General features: G+C 36.2%; 13 protein-coding genes and 1 riboswitch. Of the genes, 9 read left to right on the top strand and 4 right to left on the bottom strand.

The features are described 5' to 3' along the window. Positions 1-34: 34 nt before the first annotated feature. The gene (locus BMX10_RS05255) at positions 35-1180 is read left to right on the top strand and encodes a methyltransferase family protein (RefSeq protein ID WP_090440440.1); all 1146 of its coding nucleotides are present in this window, start codon (positions 35-37) and stop codon (positions 1178-1180) included. A gap of 56 nt (positions 1181-1236) precedes the next feature. Beyond that, positions 1237-2271 (top strand): MBL fold metallo-hydrolase, encoded by a 1035-nt coding sequence (locus BMX10_RS05250; protein ID WP_170834694.1) that lies wholly within the window; start codon positions 1237-1239, stop codon positions 2269-2271. Between the two features lie 201 nt (positions 2272-2472). Here BMX10_RS05250 and BMX10_RS05245 read toward each other — a convergent pair whose 3' ends face one another. The 4 genes from BMX10_RS05245 to BMX10_RS05230 all read right to left on the bottom strand — a co-directional run bounded on the left by BMX10_RS05245 (position 2473) and on the right by BMX10_RS05230 (position 7183). After that, positions 2473-3204 (bottom strand): spore coat protein, encoded by a 732-nt coding sequence (locus BMX10_RS05245; RefSeq protein ID WP_090440434.1) that lies wholly within the window; start codon positions 3202-3204, stop codon positions 2473-2475. 385 nt (positions 3205-3589) lie between these two features. Then, positions 3590-4999 carry an FAD-dependent oxidoreductase gene (locus BMX10_RS05240; RefSeq protein ID WP_090440431.1) on the bottom strand — a complete coding sequence of 470 codons (1410 nt, stop codon included), beginning with the start codon at positions 4997-4999 and terminating at the stop codon, positions 3590-3592. Between the two features lie 152 nt (positions 5000-5151). Next, the gene (locus tag BMX10_RS05235) at positions 5152-5790 is read right to left on the bottom strand and encodes a response regulator (protein WP_090440428.1); all 639 of its coding nucleotides are present in this window, start codon (positions 5788-5790) and stop codon (positions 5152-5154) included. Continuing rightward, positions 5771-7183, bottom strand: coding sequence for a sensor histidine kinase (locus tag BMX10_RS05230; RefSeq protein WP_090440425.1), 1413 nt, complete (start codon positions 7181-7183; stop codon positions 5771-5773). The genes BMX10_RS05235 and BMX10_RS05230 overlap by 20 nt, the downstream gene beginning before the upstream one ends. Before the next feature lie 209 nt (positions 7184-7392). Here BMX10_RS05230 and BMX10_RS18570 point away from each other — a divergent pair, with 209 nt between their 5' ends. The 7 genes from BMX10_RS18570 (at position 7393) to BMX10_RS05195 (ending at position 17107) form a co-directional block, all read left to right on the top strand. Beyond that, positions 7393-7485 (top strand): hypothetical protein, encoded by a 93-nt coding sequence (locus BMX10_RS18570; RefSeq protein ID WP_090440847.1) that lies wholly within the window; start codon positions 7393-7395, stop codon positions 7483-7485. 224 nt (positions 7486-7709) lie between these two features. After that, positions 7710-9230, top strand: coding sequence for a MocR-like pyridoxine biosynthesis transcription factor PdxR (gene pdxR / locus BMX10_RS05220; RefSeq protein ID WP_090440422.1), 1521 nt, complete (start codon positions 7710-7712; stop codon positions 9228-9230). A gap of 24 nt (positions 9231-9254) precedes the next feature. Then, complete coding sequence (locus BMX10_RS05215; protein WP_090440419.1) at positions 9255-10442, top strand: aminotransferase-like domain-containing protein; 1188 nt, start codon at positions 9255-9257, stop codon at positions 10440-10442. Between the two features lie 155 nt (positions 10443-10597). Further along, positions 10598-10981 (top strand): lactoylglutathione lyase, encoded by a 384-nt coding sequence (gene gloA / locus BMX10_RS05210; protein WP_090440416.1) that lies wholly within the window; start codon positions 10598-10600, stop codon positions 10979-10981. A gap of 198 nt (positions 10982-11179) precedes the next feature. Further along, the gene (locus BMX10_RS05205; RefSeq protein ID WP_090440413.1) at positions 11180-11872 is read left to right on the top strand and encodes a response regulator transcription factor; all 693 of its coding nucleotides are present in this window, start codon (positions 11180-11182) and stop codon (positions 11870-11872) included. Further along, entirely contained in the window at positions 11844-13970 is a 2127-nt protein-coding gene (locus BMX10_RS05200) for a sensor histidine kinase (RefSeq protein WP_244272642.1), read from the top strand. Before BMX10_RS05205 ends, BMX10_RS05200 begins: the two co-directional genes overlap by 29 nt. Positions 13971-14255: 285 nt before the next feature. After that, positions 14256-14337: riboswitch (cyclic di-GMP riboswitch) on the top strand. 73 nt (positions 14338-14410) lie between these two features. Then, complete coding sequence (locus tag BMX10_RS05195; RefSeq protein WP_090440410.1) at positions 14411-17107, top strand: EAL domain-containing protein; 2697 nt, start codon at positions 14411-14413, stop codon at positions 17105-17107. Positions 17108-17169: the final 62 nt, after the last annotated feature.

The raw sequence follows: 17169 nt of genomic DNA, 5'->3' as shown, positions 1-17169 counted from the left end.
ATTGAAAAACAAAAAATAATTAGGAGGAAAGAAAATGGCAATAAAAAACCAAGAAAAGACAGTGAAGAGAACCTTTTGGGGGGCAGCGTTATTTTATATATTAATAGCATTTGAATTCTTTTATATGGCAAGCCCCTTTGCAATATATTTTTACTCTGTTTACAGGCCAGCATTAAATTTTTTCAATCAATCTTCAGCGTGGGGCTGGTTAATCAGCTTTTTTATGCCCCATGTGGCTCAAACTTCTTCCACCATTATTAATCTACACAATGTAGTAGGTGCTGTGCTGGCGACAGCAGGATTTTTAGCTTTCTGTATAGGTGCATGTCAGGTTTACTATAATAAGTTGACTAAAAAGGGGGCAGTTACTGGAGGGGTTTATCGATATATAAGACATCCTCAATACGCTGCATTTATTATTTGCAGCTTTGGATTGATGCTGATGTGGCCTCGATACATTGTTTTAATGATGTTTAACACTATGCTGTTTGCTTATTATTTGCTGGCAAGGGTAGAAGAAAAGGAATGCGAAGCTAAGTTTGGTGAGAGTTATATTAATTATAAAAATCAAACAGGTATGTTCTTCCCTTTAAGGATAAGCTTCCTAGAAAAGCTAAAGCCTGCCCCAAAGTCATCTATAGCTAAATTTTTCATGCTGCTGATACTATATATTTGTGTGCAAGCAGCAGGAATCGGTATAGCCAGAGGTTTAGATAATCTTTCTTTAGATAATCTATATACCCACTACTCAGGAAATACAGCCTTTATCTCAATGAATAAAATTGAGGCAGATAAGCTGAAAGGGATTAAGGAGATGGTCACCACAGATGAAGAGGTAAAAGGCATTCTTGAAGCTGCAGGAAACATAGAAACTACAAAATATCTCAACTATGTAATGCCTGCGGAATGGTTTGTACCAGAAATCCCTATGAATGGCATCAATGGCTCTGTGGGACATCGTCACTCATCCAATTATGATACCAATAACTATAAGGTTATTTTTAATAAAGTAGAAGTTCGAGGAAATCAAGATGTCACTGGAAAGGATCTTATTAGGAATGTTGCTAGAAGAGAGCCAATTGTGGAGGTGTGGGTCAATGTAGAGGAAGGCAGCATCACCAAAATAATGGGAATGCCAGAGAGAATCATGTATGACAATATTCCAGTAGCCATCTACTAAGGGATATACTTAATAAGAAAGAGATGTGAATGACATTGAGGGGACAAATGTCTGTATTGAAAAATAAAGTTTTGATAGGAGTAATTGTAGTTTTTATAGGGGTGGTGGGGATTAGCATGAGTATTCGTCCATTGTATAGAGGTCCTATATCTGATCATTTTGATGGAAGTCGTTTTTATTATAAAGAGACCAATACCATTTTAGACATGGTGAAGTGGCTAAGAGAAATGGAGACCGTCCCATGGCCTGATTGGATAGAGGACCCGCCACAGCCGAAGCCAGAGGAATCTGTTGGAAAGGGAGAATTGAAGATTACCTTTATCAATCATGCAACAGTATTAATCCAAATGGATAGTATCAATATTTTGACAGATCCTATTTGGTCAGAAAGGGCTGGGCCCATATCATGGTTAGGGACCAAAAGGGTGCGGGCACCAGGGATAGCATTTGAAGAACTGCCTAAAATAGATGTTGTGTTAATAAGCCATGATCATTACGATCACCTAGATTTAAGAACATTAAATAAGCTTATTGAAGAACACGATCCCCAAATCTTAGTGGGATTAGGAGTAAAGTCAGTGATAGGATCTAGGAGATCTTCAAACATCACTGAGTTAGACTGGTGGCAAGACTATTCTCTTCCAGCAAATGAAATGAAGTTTACCTTTGTTCCTGCCCGCCACAGCTCTGGAAGATTCATCCTAGGAGGAAACCGGACATTATGGGGTGGCTTTGTGATAGAGGGCTCAGAGGGAAATGTTTATTTTGCTGGAGACACTGCCTATGATGAATTTTTACATTTAATCAAGGAGCGGTTTGAAGACTTCCGATTAACTATTTTACCCATTGGCAGTTATGAAAAGAGATGGTATATGATGAACCAGCACATGAATCCAGATGATGCTGTTAAAGCACATTTACTATTGGAATCAAATCAAAGTGCAGGGATGCATTTTGCTACCTTCATAGAACACCCAGAACAGACCATTGATGCCCATGAGAAGGATTTAGCAGAGGCATTAAAAAAATATAATCTTACTGAAGAGAAGTTTTGGATATTGAGTTTTGGAGAAGGAAGGTATGTACCTTAAAGTATGGATTTTTATATAAAAGGTAGGTGTTCAGTTTGATTACATGGATAAAGGAGAGGGCGGAAAGATATAAAAAATATGCTTTAATAATTTTTATAGCCCATATAGTAATACATTTCTTGATCACTCTTATTACTGCTATCATTGTTAGGACATATTATTTTTAAGGCAGAAAAACAGCCATCGGCTGTTTTTTTGCCTTTATCCAAAAATCCCTACCGTTTGGAAAAAGGGTGCAAACCTTACACCATTCCATTCTAAGGAGGTCTGTACATAGCCTAATCCATCGGCATTATACCTGCCAGCTATACTTTGGGTTGCATATAATCCATAGATACCATTCCTTTGAAAATCTACTGGATACAGGCCCCCCAATGGGTTTACCCATCCTTCTATTGGTTCCTTCAGTCTACCATCAGCATCATAGATTTCAGATAGGTATTCTTTACCCTTATACTTAATGTCAATAATATATCTTTTTGAATCATTTCCCTTAACCTCAACCTGATAATGATCGAGGTAGTTTACTTTATAGGTGTATTCCTCATCAAACTTGGTATGATCAAAAATGGTTGTAGGCATATTATTGATAAAGGAATAAATATAATAAAAGGCATAGCCGCCGCTTCCTCCAGAATCAATACTAAGGAGGATTTCACTTATGCCATTTCCGGTAAAATCTCCCAAAAAAATCGTTGGATTATAACCAGCGTTATCCTGTGGAACAATAGGATAAAACATATTGGTTCTTCCATCTTGAATCAACAGAGTAATGTTAGTAACAAAAGGACTTTGCAGTCCATAAGGCTTTTCTCCCGTCAAATAGATATGATCAGGTACAGAATCACCATTGACATCCCCCTGCTGAAAGTCTATTGCATATAGATTCCTTCCGTTCATAGGGCTCAAATGGTAAGATGGATACGGATTCATAGCATCATCTCCTTAAAGGCATTCTCTCTTTATCATCATAATATGATTTATGGGGAGAAGGAGTTACGAAGAATGATAGATGTATTGATGAAAAATATCTGGTACAGGAGAAGGTGATGTAAGGACATTTCTTGCTACAGGAAAAGCCAAGAGAGCTCCTGTAATTGCAGGCATGGCTACTATATTAAGGGGAAAAGTGAGTTCATTTTATAAAGGCTTTATATATCTGGGAGTTATTTTATCTGGATATCTGCATCATCTGCTATTCAATACTTGATGCTTTAAGGAATGGAAAATTGTTAAAAGATCTCTTGCTGACAGAAGAGGGGGTCTTCGCCAGAAGAGATCTTTGTTTATTTATCTATATATTTATAGAGAGGGGGACTTATTTTGTAGCTGCGCTTTCACCTGCAATTTTTCCAAATACGATATTATCCAATGTGTTGTTTCCAAAGATACGACCAGCTCCGTACAATCCTCCAAGAACCTCGCCAGCTCCGTATAATCCTGGAATTGGATTTCCATCTGTGTCAAGGATTTGAGCATTTCTATCGAAGGCCAAACCACCCATGGAATAGTGAGAAGCTACTTCAGCTTTAACACCATAAAAAGGAGCTTTTGTCACTTTACCCATTGTTTTTCTGCCAAACTCATCTTCACCATTGTTGTAAGCTTCTATAGTAGTTGCAAGTGTAGCTGGGTCTAAGCCTAATTCAGCTGCTAACTCTTCAATTGTGTCAGCTTCAATCATTCTAGCATTTCTGATGGCTGCAGCACCATTGCTGGTTTCTGCTACATCTGCATCAAAGATTACAAAGGCAACGCCATCCTCTTGTGCTGCAACATCTGGCACCATATCCCATCTACTAGCTGTTTCATTAGTAAATCTAACTGCTCCTTTATTTACAAGGATACCACCGATTTCTTCATCACTAACCACTGTTTCTCTAATCCAGTATCCTGGAGTAGCTAATGGTCTCATCATGTGGTGTTCCATATCAACTGTACCTGCACCAATTGCAGTTGCCATAATTATACCATCGCCAGTGATACCAGCAGTACTCATTACACCAGTTCCACCTGCATATTTAGGATTGTATTCTCCTATTACATCAGGTGCATTTCCTAATCCACCTGTTGCTAATACTACTGCACTAGCTTTAATTGCGTATTCACCATCTTTATTCTTTACCATAGCACCAACCACTTTGCCATCTTCAAAGATTAACTCAGTAGCTTCGGTACCAAGTTTAATTTCAAGATTGTCAAACCTTTCTGCTTCCTGTCTGTATGCACCGATCATTAGTGAACCAAAGTGACCTTCTACAGGAACAAGGTGATGATCCTCACTGGCATGCATCTTGTACTCTAAACCTAAAGATAATAACCATTCTATAGCATCATTAGCATTTTCTGCCATGACTGTAACTAACTCTAAGTTTGGTAAATCCTTACCTACCTCCATTGTTAAATCAATATGATCTTGAACTGTGAAGGGTCTACCTGCTTCTTCCTGGATTTTTGTACTATTAGCTGCGATACCTGTTGCTGAAATAATCGTGTTTCCACCTAGCATTGGCATTTTTTCTACTAGGATAACATCGGCTCCATTTTCCGCCGCAGTGATAGCTGATACTAAACCTGCTCCACCACCACCAATAACCAATACATCTGTAAGCGTTTCATTTGATGCACCTACAGGCTCTTCCTCCGCTTGAACTGCCGGTTTAGCACAACCAACAAAGATAGAAGCCATAAGTAAAACTACTAACAATAATGCGATTTTCTTTTTCATAGTCAATGATCCTCCCCGAAGATTTATTTTCAATTTGATAAACCCATAACACACTTTGTTATGGATGTAACATAGTTGTTACATTATTATCATACATCAAAAATCACTTGTAGAATATTTGTCAAATGTCCCTTTAAAAGGACAAATGTCCCTTATTTTAGGGACATTTGTTTAGACCAGTATATGGCGGCTTCTGTTCGGTTGCTGACATTGATTTTACGTAAAATTCTACTTACATTGTTTCTTACTGTTTTTTCAGAGATAAATAACGCTTCACCTATCTCTTTATTAGTTTTTCCTTGGCTGACAAGCTCAAGGATGTTTTTTTCCTGAGGTGTCAATATATCATCTGTTGTATTATTTGCTTTAACCACATTTAACACCTTGCCCATGACAGAGGCATCTAAGACGGGCTTACCAGATGCTACATCACGGATGGCATTGATGATGTTTTTACTGTCAATATTCTTTAGCAGATAGCCTTCAGCACCTGCTTTTACAGCCTCTATAACGATGGAATCCTCTGCAAAGGCAGTTAAGATAATGACCTTTGCATCAGGGCACAGCTTTTTTATTTCTCGGCATCCGGCGGCTCCATCCCCATCCGGCAGCTTGATATCTAATAAAATAATATCTGGCATTAGCTCAGACACCTTATCATAGGCTTCCTGCAGGTTTCCAGCTTCTCCGATAACCTCTAATCCAGAATTTCTTTCTATCAATGATCTTATACCGCAGCGGACGATGGCATGATCATCTACTAGGAAAACACTAATGTTTTTCTTTTGCATCTTCAGATTCCTCCCATGGGATAATAACAGATACTAGAGTTCCTTTACTACTGCTTTTAATGATGAACTGACCATTTATTTTTGATGCTCGTTCTCTCATGGTAATTAGACCGTAGTGATGTCCTTCTGGTACCTGATGCTGATCAAAGCCTATACCATTGTCTTTTACTGTAGCAATGATTGTATTTACTGTTGTTTTAATTTCAATCGTTAAATGAGTTGCTTGAGAATGTTTAATTGCGTTACATAAAGCCTCCTGAAGGATATAATAGATCTCAGTGATTTTCTCCTGTGATAAGGATCCTAATGTAATTTCCGGCACATGAAAGCTAAGGTTTATGGGAATAGCACAGGTTTTCTTAAAGTTTTTTACAAGCTTTGAAAGGTTATATTTCAGGTCTTCAATTTCAAAGGACTGTCCTGATACCTGACCAATAAACTCCCGTATTTGCATAATAGCTTCATTTAGATTGGCTTTTATATAATGAAAATTTTCAAGCTGTTTAGGCCTTGTTTCTACCTCCATAAGATTTTCTACTTGTAAACCAGTGGCAAAAAGGTTTTGAATGATGACATCATGGAGCTCCTGGCCTAATTTTTTTCTCTCTTGACTTGCCGCCTGCTGTTTGGTTAATCGCTCAATTCTTTTATCGATTTCCCACTTGAAGATCTTTACTACACCAACAAAAAGAATGGTTATACCGATGGCTGATGCTGCTCTTCCTAGCTCAACAGGAAAGCCAAAAATTCTTAAAAATAGAGCTTTATTTAAATAATTTGCTAAAAAGAAGCCTCTGCTGTCAACTACAGCTCCTGCTAATAATCCATAGAGTGCAAAGAAAAAAGCCATACCATGTAACTTAATAGCCACACTATTTAGATTGATAGCTCTCATAGCGTCAGCATTTTTCTTAAGGGCATAGGCGGAAACAAAGGCTCCTGGAAGGCCGATAAAGTATCTGCTCATGATATCCTCTACAATAACCCAATGAAGGTAGGTAGTATCATAGATAGCGTAAGAGACTAAAAATGCAGCCAACCATATGCTAAAAAGGAGCCAAGGCAATCCTAACAGTATCCTTTTAGTTCTTCCCTTTTTTTCAAGGAGGCTTACACCGAAGGTCCATAGAAAGGCAAAGGAAAGACCATTGGTAAAAGTACCCAGAACCAAAAGAAAGCTTTGATGCTGAAGAAACATTCCAGAAATTCTTGCCATAATAATCCACTCAGTTATACCATGAACTAAACCAAAGTACCCTAGGTAGTGAATGGATTTTAAAAGAGGAAAGCTGGTGTCCTTTGAAGTACTTTGAAGCAGGGCAGCAATCCCCATGGTAAAAAAAGCTAATCCATAGAAAAAAAAGATAATTAGATATTGATTTTGCGTATACAAGTAATCATCACCTTAAATAATTATTGTGTAAGGATATTATATCATAATACAATGAACATATATAAAATCTAAAATAAGGAAGTATATCTAAGCTGCTGAGTTTAACAACAATTTGAACAGACGGTAAAATAATGATACATACTTTTGTAGATTTCTTGCTAAAGGCGGACATCCAGATGCTGTTACTGATTAAATAGCATGAAGGAAAGATAGTAGAAATAAAAACTGGAGAAGGAAAAACCTTCGCTGCAGTAATGCCTGCTTATCTAAATGCTTTCTTCCACTTGGACTTATTTCAGTAGTGACAGTCCTAATCAATTTAGCAGACTGTCCTTGACAAGATTCCCTACTATACTCAGATGACAGCAGTAGCAGAAAGATAAAGATAAAAATGAAAAAGCAACTGCCAGGAAAGCCTGTTGTCTAATTGGAGGGTTCAAAAAAACTTTAATTGGAGGTTTTTTACCAAATTTTTCTATGATATAGTAAAATTGGATGGTACCATTTACAGAAAAGGGTGGTTTGGATGACGATTATTATCAATAGAAACTGCAGCACTCCCATATATTTACAGATAAAAAACCAAATTCAGCAAAGGATTTTGTCTGGAGAGTTATCGGATGATTATGTTTTGCTTTCCGAAAGAAATCTTGCAAAGCAGTTAAAGGTAGATAGAAGCACGGTAGTGAAGGCATATATGGAGCTGAAGGCAGATGGATTGGTAGAATCCTTTGTAGGAAAAGGAACGGTGGTGTTACCTCAGCTTACAAAGGATATGGAATTTGATAAAATCTATACACCTAAAATTCACTGGAATCAAATGATCAATCAGGATACCGACCTAGAGCATCACGATCTTATTGCTAAGATTATGGAGGCAACCCAGTATAGAAAAATTATATCCTTTGCTGGTGGGATACCTGCATCCAATACCTACCCTATAGAAATCTTCAAGAACATTCAAAATCAATGCATGGATAAATATAAAGAAAAGCTCTTTATGCCAACCAGCATTTACGGATGCATGGAGCTGAGAAACAGCATCAAAAACCATCTGGAGAGTAGAGGAATTAACGCCGCTACAAAAGAAATCATGATTACTTCAGGTTCTCAGCAGGGAATCTATTATTTTGCTAAGCTATTTATTGAAGCGGGAGATGTTGTATTAATGGAAGAGCCTACTTATTTGGGTGCAATAGAAATTTTTAAAGCAGCCAAAGGAAAGGTGATTGGTGTACCCATAGATAAAGAAGGGATTAAAACAGATGTACTAGAAAATCTATTGCTCCGCTACAGACCTAAATTCATTTATCTTCAATCTAGCTTTCAAAATCCTTCTGGTGTAACCCTCAGCATGAAAAGAAGAAAAGAATTGTTAAAGCTTGCTTATTTTTATCAGATACCGATTTTAGAGGATGATGGCTATGGTGAAATAAACTTTAGTGAAAATCGTCTTCCTTCCCTAAAGGCATTAGATAAAAGTGATTATGTTGTATATTTAGGAACCTTTTCTAAAGCACTTTCCTTAGGGATGAGGATTGGGTGGGTAGCTGCCAACGAATTTATTATCAACAAATTTAGCAAATTTAAGCAAATAACAGATTTTCACTCCAACACCATGACACAATATATGTTAAGTGAGTTTCTAAATGGAGGGTATTATCAACAGCATATAAAAAAAATTATAGAGGAATATAAAAGCAAACGAGATCTTATGTGTACGGAAATCTTAAAATATAAAGTGGATGGACTACAATTTTCTATACCTGAGGGAGGTTATTTTCTGTGGTGTAAGCTGCCAGAGAATGTAAGACTAACGATATTGATGAATCAGGCAATCAAGGAAGGGGTCATGTTTATGCCTCCGGATCCATTTTATTGCAATGGCTCCATAGGAGACACCTATATTAGGCTAAATTACACTTATCCAACAAGAGAAGAGATTAAAAAAGGGGTAAAAGCCCTAATGGAAGCCATTAAAAAATCAAGAATTACTACCTATGCAGAAGGGAAATCAAGGACTAATGATAGAAATCCCATCATTTAATTTATAGAATAGGGAGAGATTGATATGGAAATGAAGTTTTCAAAAAGAGCGATGGAAGCAAAGGCCTCCGAGGTAAGAGAACTACTTAAACTAACGGACAGGGCTGACGTTATTGCCTTTGGGGGCGGACTGCCTGCAGAGGAGGTTTTTCCTGTAGAGGAAATGATAGAAATATGCAAGGACATACTTATAGAACATGGAACGAGGTCTATGCAATACTCCACCACAGAAGGCAACAACCAGATTAGAAGTCTTATGCAGGAAATTATGAAGGAAAAAGGAATTACTGCAGAGTTAGACAATATCTTAGTTACCTCAGGTTCTCAGCAGGGTTTGGATTTAACTGCTAAGGTTTTTATAGAAGCAGGGGATAAGATTATTTGTGAAAAACCAACCTACATGGCAGCTATCAATGCTTTTAAGCCGTTTTATCCAGATTTTTTGGAGGTGGAGATGGATGAGGAAGGCATTGTCATAGAAGAACTAGAGAAATTGGTAAAGGAAAACCCTGATGTAAAATTTATCTATACCATTCCAGACTATCAAAACCCTACAGGCATCACTATGAGTTTGGAGAGAAGAAAGCAAATGATAGACATTGCCAACAGATATGATGTACTTATCATTGAAGATAACCCCTATAGTGAAATAAGCTTTGCTGGTGAACCCCTGCCTCCAATAAAGAGCTTTGATACTGAGGGAAGAGTCATCTATTTAAGCACCTTCTCAAAACTGGTCTGCCCAGGCTTTAGAATTGGATGGGTCTGTGGAAAACAATCTATTATTAATAAATATGGTTTACTGAAGCAAGGTACAGATCTTCATACCAATATTTTCTCCCAGCTGCAAATACTACACTTCTTTAAAAAGTACAATAGGAAAGAACGAATTGATTATATCAAGGGAATCTATAAAAGAAAAAGAGATGTCATGTTGACGGCCATAGAAAAAGAATTCCCTAAGGAAGTAAGCTATACTACACCTGTAGGCGGTATGTTTGTTTGGATTACTTTGCCGGAAAAGATCAAGGCTAAGAACTTATTAGAAAAAGCTTTGAAGGAAAATGTCGCCTTTGTACCAGGAGATGCCTTTTATGCCAAAAGCCATGTAGAGAATACCATAAGGTTAAATTATTCTGGGGTGGAGGAAGATAAAATTAAAATCGGCATAAAAAAACTAGGGGAAATCATCAGGAATGAAATAAACTTATAAATTAACAGACAAATAGAATCAATTCATGAATGATGCATAGAGGAAAAAGGGAATGTTCATAAAGGCAGCAGCTAAAGAATCTCCATAGATAATGTAATGATAATTTGTTATACTATATATAATGAAGTATTTACCAACAAAGGAGGAGTTATTTTATGGATTATAAAATGCTGCATACCTGTATAAGAGTAATGGACTTAGAAAAGTCCCTAAAATTCTATACAGAGGCACTTGGTTTAGTAGAAACCAAAAGAAAGGATTTCCCTGAAAATGAATTTACTTTGGTGTATTTAAGTGATGCATTAGGCAATTATGAACTGGAGTTAACCTATAATTATAATCCAGATAAACCCTATGAGATAGGAAATGGATTTAGCCATATCGCTGTTACAGTAGATGATTTAGAAGCCTCAAGAGAAAGACATGAAAAAATGGGCTATAAGGTTACAAAGCTTATGGGACTTCCTGGCAGTCCGCCAAGATTTTATTTTGTTACAGATCCAGATGGATATGATGTTGAAGTTATAAGAGCCACATAGAAAGAATGTTGTAGTTTTATATTATTATCATAAAGATTATTGAACTACCTAGCAAAGTTAAAGGCTGGGTAGTTTTTTAATGAAGTTTTTAGATTTTTCTTAAGAAATTTGTAAGAATTCTACCAGTAGATTTTTAAAAACTATATGCTATGATAACTATAAGAGATATCTCGAAAGAATGTAGGAGGAAATAAAGCTATGTACAATATTCTAGTGGTGGATGATGAAAGGGAAATAACAGATGCTATCGAAATCTACCTAAAAAACCAAAATTATTATGTTTTTAAGGCGTATGACGGCCAAGAAGCCTTAGAGATTTTTGAAAGGGAAGATATTCATCTGGTGATTATGGATATTATGATGCCTAGACTGGACGGCACAAACGCTACCCTTAGGATGAGGGAAAAAAGCAATGTCCCCATTATCATGCTGTCAGCAAAATCAGAGGATATGGATAAAATATGGGGACTCAATGTAGGAGCAGATGATTATATCACCAAACCTTTTAATCCTATGGAGCTGTTGGCAAGGGTGAATTCATGTCTTAGAAGATATACAAGTTACTCAAATGCCTTAACATCCAAAGAAAATGTGATAAAAATTGGAGGAATTATCCTAAAGGATGATAGCAAGGAAGTGCTGGTGGACGGTGATGTCATAAAGATTACGCCACTGGAATATAGAATTCTGTATTTACTGATGAGCAATCCCAATAGAGTTTTTTCCATTGAGGAAATTTACGAAAAGGTCTGGAAGGAGCCAGCCTATAACCCGGATACAGTAACAGTGCATATACGAAGGATTCGAGAAAAGATTGAAATCAATCCAAAGGAACCAAAATATTTAAAGGTGGTGTGGGGTATTGGATACAAATTTGAACAACAATCATGATGATGTTAATGAAAGGCAAACAGATACAAATGAGGAAGAAAAGGAAAACAGTCAAGAAATAGAGGTAAATACTAGTAGGTCTGTAGCACAAAATCAGCCTAAAAAGTGGAGAGCATCTTCTCTGGCTATTGTATTTGCCCTATTAATACTTACAGTAGCTTCAGTAGGAAGCTATGCTCCAATAAAAGATTATTATTTTTCTACTGAAAACAATACAATTGATTATACAGAAAGCAATGATTTTTCCTTTGCTTTATCTCGTTTCACAAGGTATTTAAATGAATCCAAGCTTCAAGGGATCGATTGGTATGATCCTAGATATGAAAATGTAGAAAGCATTAAATATTATATAAGTAATTTGGAAAGAGACATTAGCATAAGCAATATACCAGAGGCAACAGAAAACAGGATACAACAGCAGATAAATAATAGTCAGTTCTATCTGTGGGCTGTTTTTGATGAAGAAGGTACTCCAGAAATAGAAACCTCCACAGGAATAAGATTTAACAAAGGCATCTTTGCAGGCAGTTTGTTTTTCTCAAATGAGGAAAAACTCAATTATGCAAATTCACAAATAATTTATATTGTTCCACAGGATTTTCTTGAGCATAGAGACTTTTTCACCTATAGCATGGAACGATATCACGCTATACCAGATTACTTGCTATTGATTGTGGTAATTGGGATTGCTACTATCCTGCTTTTAAGCATAACAGCCTTTAGCTTACCCTATGATGTCCAAAGGAGGGCAGCTGTTTGCAGGCTCTTTAATAAGATGTTTTTAGAATTAAAGCTTCTATTTTGGCTGGGCTTTCCCATGCTATTATTTCTAACAGGAGCAACAAGCCATAACATGGGATTTAATGAAGCAGAAGCTATCTACCATGTTAACCGATATTTTTACCTTTTAGGGATACCGGCAACCTTTATCCTTTACCTGCTGATCTATTTGACCATTGTTTATATTAAATACATTTATTACACTGGTTTTAAGGAAGGCTTTATAAACAATAGCTTTATGGGAAAAAGTATGTTTTATATTATAAGAAAAATAAAAAGAATAATAAAAGAACTCATAATGATTGACATAACAAAGAGTCCTCATAAGAAAATCTTTGTTATACTAGCAGTCAATTTATTAATCCTGTGGATTATTGCTTTGGCTGGAGGTGCTGCCTTTTTATTAGCTGTCGGCTACAGTATCTTCCTATTTCAGCACCTTGTAAAACTGATGAAGCATCTAAAGGCTTTAAATGATGTCAGTGGCCAGCTGGCTGAAGGAGGCTTTGACACTCATTTTCAGGAGGATATGGGAATGTTCACCCCCATAGCTGAAAATCTAGATAATATCAAAGAAGGCTTCCAGCTGGCAGTAGATAAAGAAATAAAGAGCCAAAGAATGAAGGCTGAGTTGATTTCCAATGTTTCTCATGATCTGAAAACTCCTCTAACCTCCATCATAACCTATGTGGATTTGTTGAAGAATGAAGAGATTGCGGTGGAAAAACAAAAAGAATATATAGAGATCCTAGATAGAAAGTCAAAAAGATTAAAGGTACTGATAGAGGATTTATTTGAGGCAAGCAGAGTAAGCAGCGGTAATGTTGAACTAGATTTAGAAAGAGTAGATGTATTGGCCCTTTTTAGACAAACCCTAGGAGAACTGGAAGAAAAAATAGCAGACAGCAATCTTCAAATGAGAATCAATATACCAGAAAACAAGATTATCTGTCGTCTTGATGGCAAGAAAACCTATAGAGTCTTTGAAAATATCATGAACAATATTATAAAATATGCATTGTCTAATTCCAGAGTATATATAGATGTTGAAGAAATTCAAGGGGAAGTAAGCTTTACCTTTAAAAATATTTCTGCCTACGAAATGAACTTTGATGCTGCAGAAATCACAGAGCGCTTTACTAGAGGAGATGCGTCTAGAAATACAGAGGGCTCAGGCTTGGGACTGGCGATAGCTAAAAGTATTACAGAGCTTCAAAAAGGATCCTTACAAATAAGTATAGATGGAGATTTATTTAAGCTGATTGTTAGATTTCCAAAGGAAGAAGAGGAGCATATAAAGGATCAGAGGGTAGATTAAGGCATATATCATGCAACACCGGTTGGCAAAACAATTATAAAATAGAATTTAAAAAACTGTATTTTCCCTCAGGGTTACAACAAAGTTATGCTGAGGGTTTTTCATTCAAACAATTAAAATAGTATAATTACTATTATTTTTTAATAAGAAAGCATTTCAAAATTAGGACTATAGTGCTATAATGAAAGTAGGATATTGACAAAATATGTAGAAAAATGAATTTTTAGTTATGGTTAGTGCTGCAATGATTAAATATAGGAAGGCGTGTTAGGAAACATTTACATACGTATCTAATAGCAAACTATGCGAAAGCATGGGACGCAAAGCCACGGGTCTAAAGCATAGCAATGACAGCCGGGCTGCCTCAGGTGAGTTAAACCTATTGAAAGTAAAAACTGCTATGATGCAGTTTTTTTGTCTAAAAAAGGGGGCACTAGAGTATGATAATTGAAACTAAATCCTCATTACCTTATAAAAAAGGGCTAGCCATCATTTTGTTTATCATTCTTTTTTCATTAGCCTTTATTGCTAGATTGGACAGTCTAGATTTTATTTTTGGTATAACCTTTAGTTTTTTTAGTGTCTTTTTACTTTTGATAGGTGGATTATATGGGTTTCCCTTAGCAATGGGGACAACTATAATCATACACATTGCCTCTATTCTATTTTTTAATTATCCCTTATGGGACATTATATGGATTTTAGAAATTCTCTTTATCGGAGTAATGGCATTTCGTAAAGGAAGAGGTAATATCGTACAATGGAATATGATTTTCTGGATTGTTGGAGGGATACCTTTATCATTTTTATATTATCACAGCTACCATCAACCGTTGTATAATAGTGCCTTGCTTTTTCAAATTTGTCAAAATGCAATCAATGGAGTATTTAATGCTTTGATAGCAGATGTGCTTCTATCTTACTTACCAAACAGAATTTTAGTGAAAAAAGAAAGTGAAGAAAAACCTGTTATAAACCTACGGCAATCTTTCTTTCACTTATCTATTGCAGCAGTGCTTATCCCATTTTTGATGAATTTTGCTGTGAACAGCTGGAACTCATATGAGGCCATAAAAAGAAATGCTCTGCCATTAGCTGTATATAGTGCAAATAGCATTGAAGAAGAGCTAAAACAATGGGATAAGGGAGATATCCTAAGATTAGTGCTTTTAGGAAGGATTCAAATCGGCTATTTAGAGGAACTTATTTATAAGCATACATCTGAAGGATCCTTTGCAATAGTAATCACTGATAAAAATTATAGGGTGCTTGCTTCCAGCGAAAACTCTCTTGAACCTAAGGAAGCCTATGATTGGAAAAAGACAAATGATGTTGAGATAATCTCTACAGATTTTTATCAATCTCTGCCTCCTATAGAAACTGACACTCTACCCATTGCTCGATGGGCAGAGGGGGCCTACATATATGAACGATCAGTACAACCATCCGCCATTAAGATCTTTTTACAATTCCCAATAAAACAATATCAAGAAAGAATTTTTAAGGACTATTTAGACCAATTTCGATTGCTAGTATTTTTTGCTCTATTTTTTGTAATCGTTACCCTTTTTATTAATCGCATCTTAGTTAGAACCATAAACCAACTAGCAACTGTCACCACTGGGCTGCCCAAAAAGTTAAAGAGAATGGAAACAATTCAATGGCCTAATACCAATGTGGGGGAAATGAAATCCTTAATAGAAAATTATAAACATATGGCAATGAATCTAAGGCAAATGTTTTTAGAGAGTGATACTATGAACAATCAGTTAAAAAATCAAGCTAAGATGCTTCGAGCATCTGAGGAAAGCCTTCATAAATTGGCCTACCATGATCCTTTAACCGACTTACCTAATCGATTAAATTTTTATAATTATTTGAGGGAAATAATAAATAAGGAAAGAGAAAACAAAGGTAATGCAGCTGTAATGTTTATTGATATCAACCAGTTTAAACAAATTAATGATACATTAGGGCATGCCGCAGGAGATAAACTATTACAGATTATAGCAAACAGGTTAAGCAGTATAGAAAATGAAAAGGTGAAAATCTTCCGATTAGGAGGAGATGAGTTTGTAATCACCATAATAGCCAGCAACATTGAGGAAGTAGAAAATGTTAGCACTAGATTTGCTGAAGTGTTTTTAGAGCCAATCGAACTAGAAGGGGTTTCCTTATACGTAACCGCCAGTGCTGGCATCAGTATGTATCCCCATGATGGTGATGATGTCGACACATTGGTGACCTATGCAGATATGGCTATGTATACCTCTAAAGATAAAGGTGGAACCCATATTACATATTTCGATGAGAGCATGAGAAATGATTTCTCTGAAAGAATGATGCTGGATAATGGACTTCGAGAGGCCCTAGAAAAAAACCAGTTTGAATTATACTATCAACCTAAAATAGATGCGACTACAGGAAAGATATCTAGTATGGAGGCCCTTATACGGTGGACACATCCTGAACTAGGGATGATACCACCTGCAAAGTTTATTCACTTAGCAGAAGAATCTGGGTTAATATTACAAATTGATGAATGGGTATTATTAGAGGCCTGTCAACAAAATAAAAAATGGCAGGAGGAAGGGTATGTTAAAATTCCTATAGCTGTTAATATATCAGCTAAGCATTTTCAGCAGAGACATCTTGTTGATAAGATACAGTCTACCCTTAATAAATTTGGCTTAGAACCTGAGTATTTACAAATTGAGATAACAGAAAGTGCATTTATTAAGAATTCTCAGGAGGTTATTCTTATAATCCAAGAGCTAAGTAAATTAGGCATAGTGATTTCTCTAGATGACTTTGGCAACGGTTATTCTTCGCTGAACCATTTACTGAAGCTGCCCATTCAGGAAGTAAAATTAGATAGAGAATTTATTAAAAACATAGAAGTAGATGAAAGAAGAGCATCTATGATTAAGTCCGTCATTGAATTAGCCCATAGCCTAAGCCTCAATGTTGTAGCTGAGGGGATAGAAAATAGAGAAGAACTATTTCACCTTCAGCAATTAAGCTGTGACGAATTACAAGGATACCTTTTTAGCAAACCGCTGACCAAAGATGAGTTTGAAAAACTGCTACAGTCTCAAATGAGGTTTGACAATAAAATAAAGGGTGAAAAATTTTAGGCCACTATTTCCTAAATCCTTTAAGAAAGATGTAACCAACCCGTTTCATAGGAGGAGAAGTG

Origin of the sequence: Natronincola peptidivorans (assembly GCF_900111615.1) — a bacterium.
In the GTDB taxonomy this organism is placed as follows: domain Bacteria; phylum Bacillota; class Clostridia; order Peptostreptococcales; family Natronincolaceae; genus Natronincola_A; species Natronincola_A peptidivorans.
The sequence above is the reverse complement of the archived record's forward strand: the minus strand, read 5'-3'. Positions and strand labels throughout refer to the sequence as shown.

Coding starts and splice junctions, on each gene's coding strand:
- BMX10_RS05255 (WP_090440440.1), top strand. CDS start 35: ATGGCAATAAAAAACCAAGAAAAGACAGTGAAGAGAACCTTTTGGGGG.
- BMX10_RS05245 (WP_090440434.1), bottom strand. CDS start 3,204: ATGAATCCGTATCCATCTTACCATTTGAGCCCTATGAACGGAAGGAAT.
- BMX10_RS05240 (WP_090440431.1), bottom strand. CDS start 4,999: ATGAAAAAGAAAATCGCATTATTGTTAGTAGTTTTACTTATGGCTTCT.
- BMX10_RS05235 (WP_090440428.1), bottom strand. CDS start 5,790: ATGCAAAAGAAAAACATTAGTGTTTTCCTAGTAGATGATCATGCCATC.
- pdxR (WP_090440422.1), top strand. CDS start 7,710: ATGACGATTATTATCAATAGAAACTGCAGCACTCCCATATATTTACAG.
- BMX10_RS05215 (WP_090440419.1), top strand. CDS start 9,255: ATGGAAATGAAGTTTTCAAAAAGAGCGATGGAAGCAAAGGCCTCCGAG.
- gloA (WP_090440416.1), top strand. CDS start 10,598: ATGGATTATAAAATGCTGCATACCTGTATAAGAGTAATGGACTTAGAA.
- BMX10_RS05205 (WP_090440413.1), top strand. CDS start 11,180: ATGTACAATATTCTAGTGGTGGATGATGAAAGGGAAATAACAGATGCT.
- BMX10_RS05195 (WP_090440410.1), top strand. CDS start 14,411: ATGATAATTGAAACTAAATCCTCATTACCTTATAAAAAAGGGCTAGCC.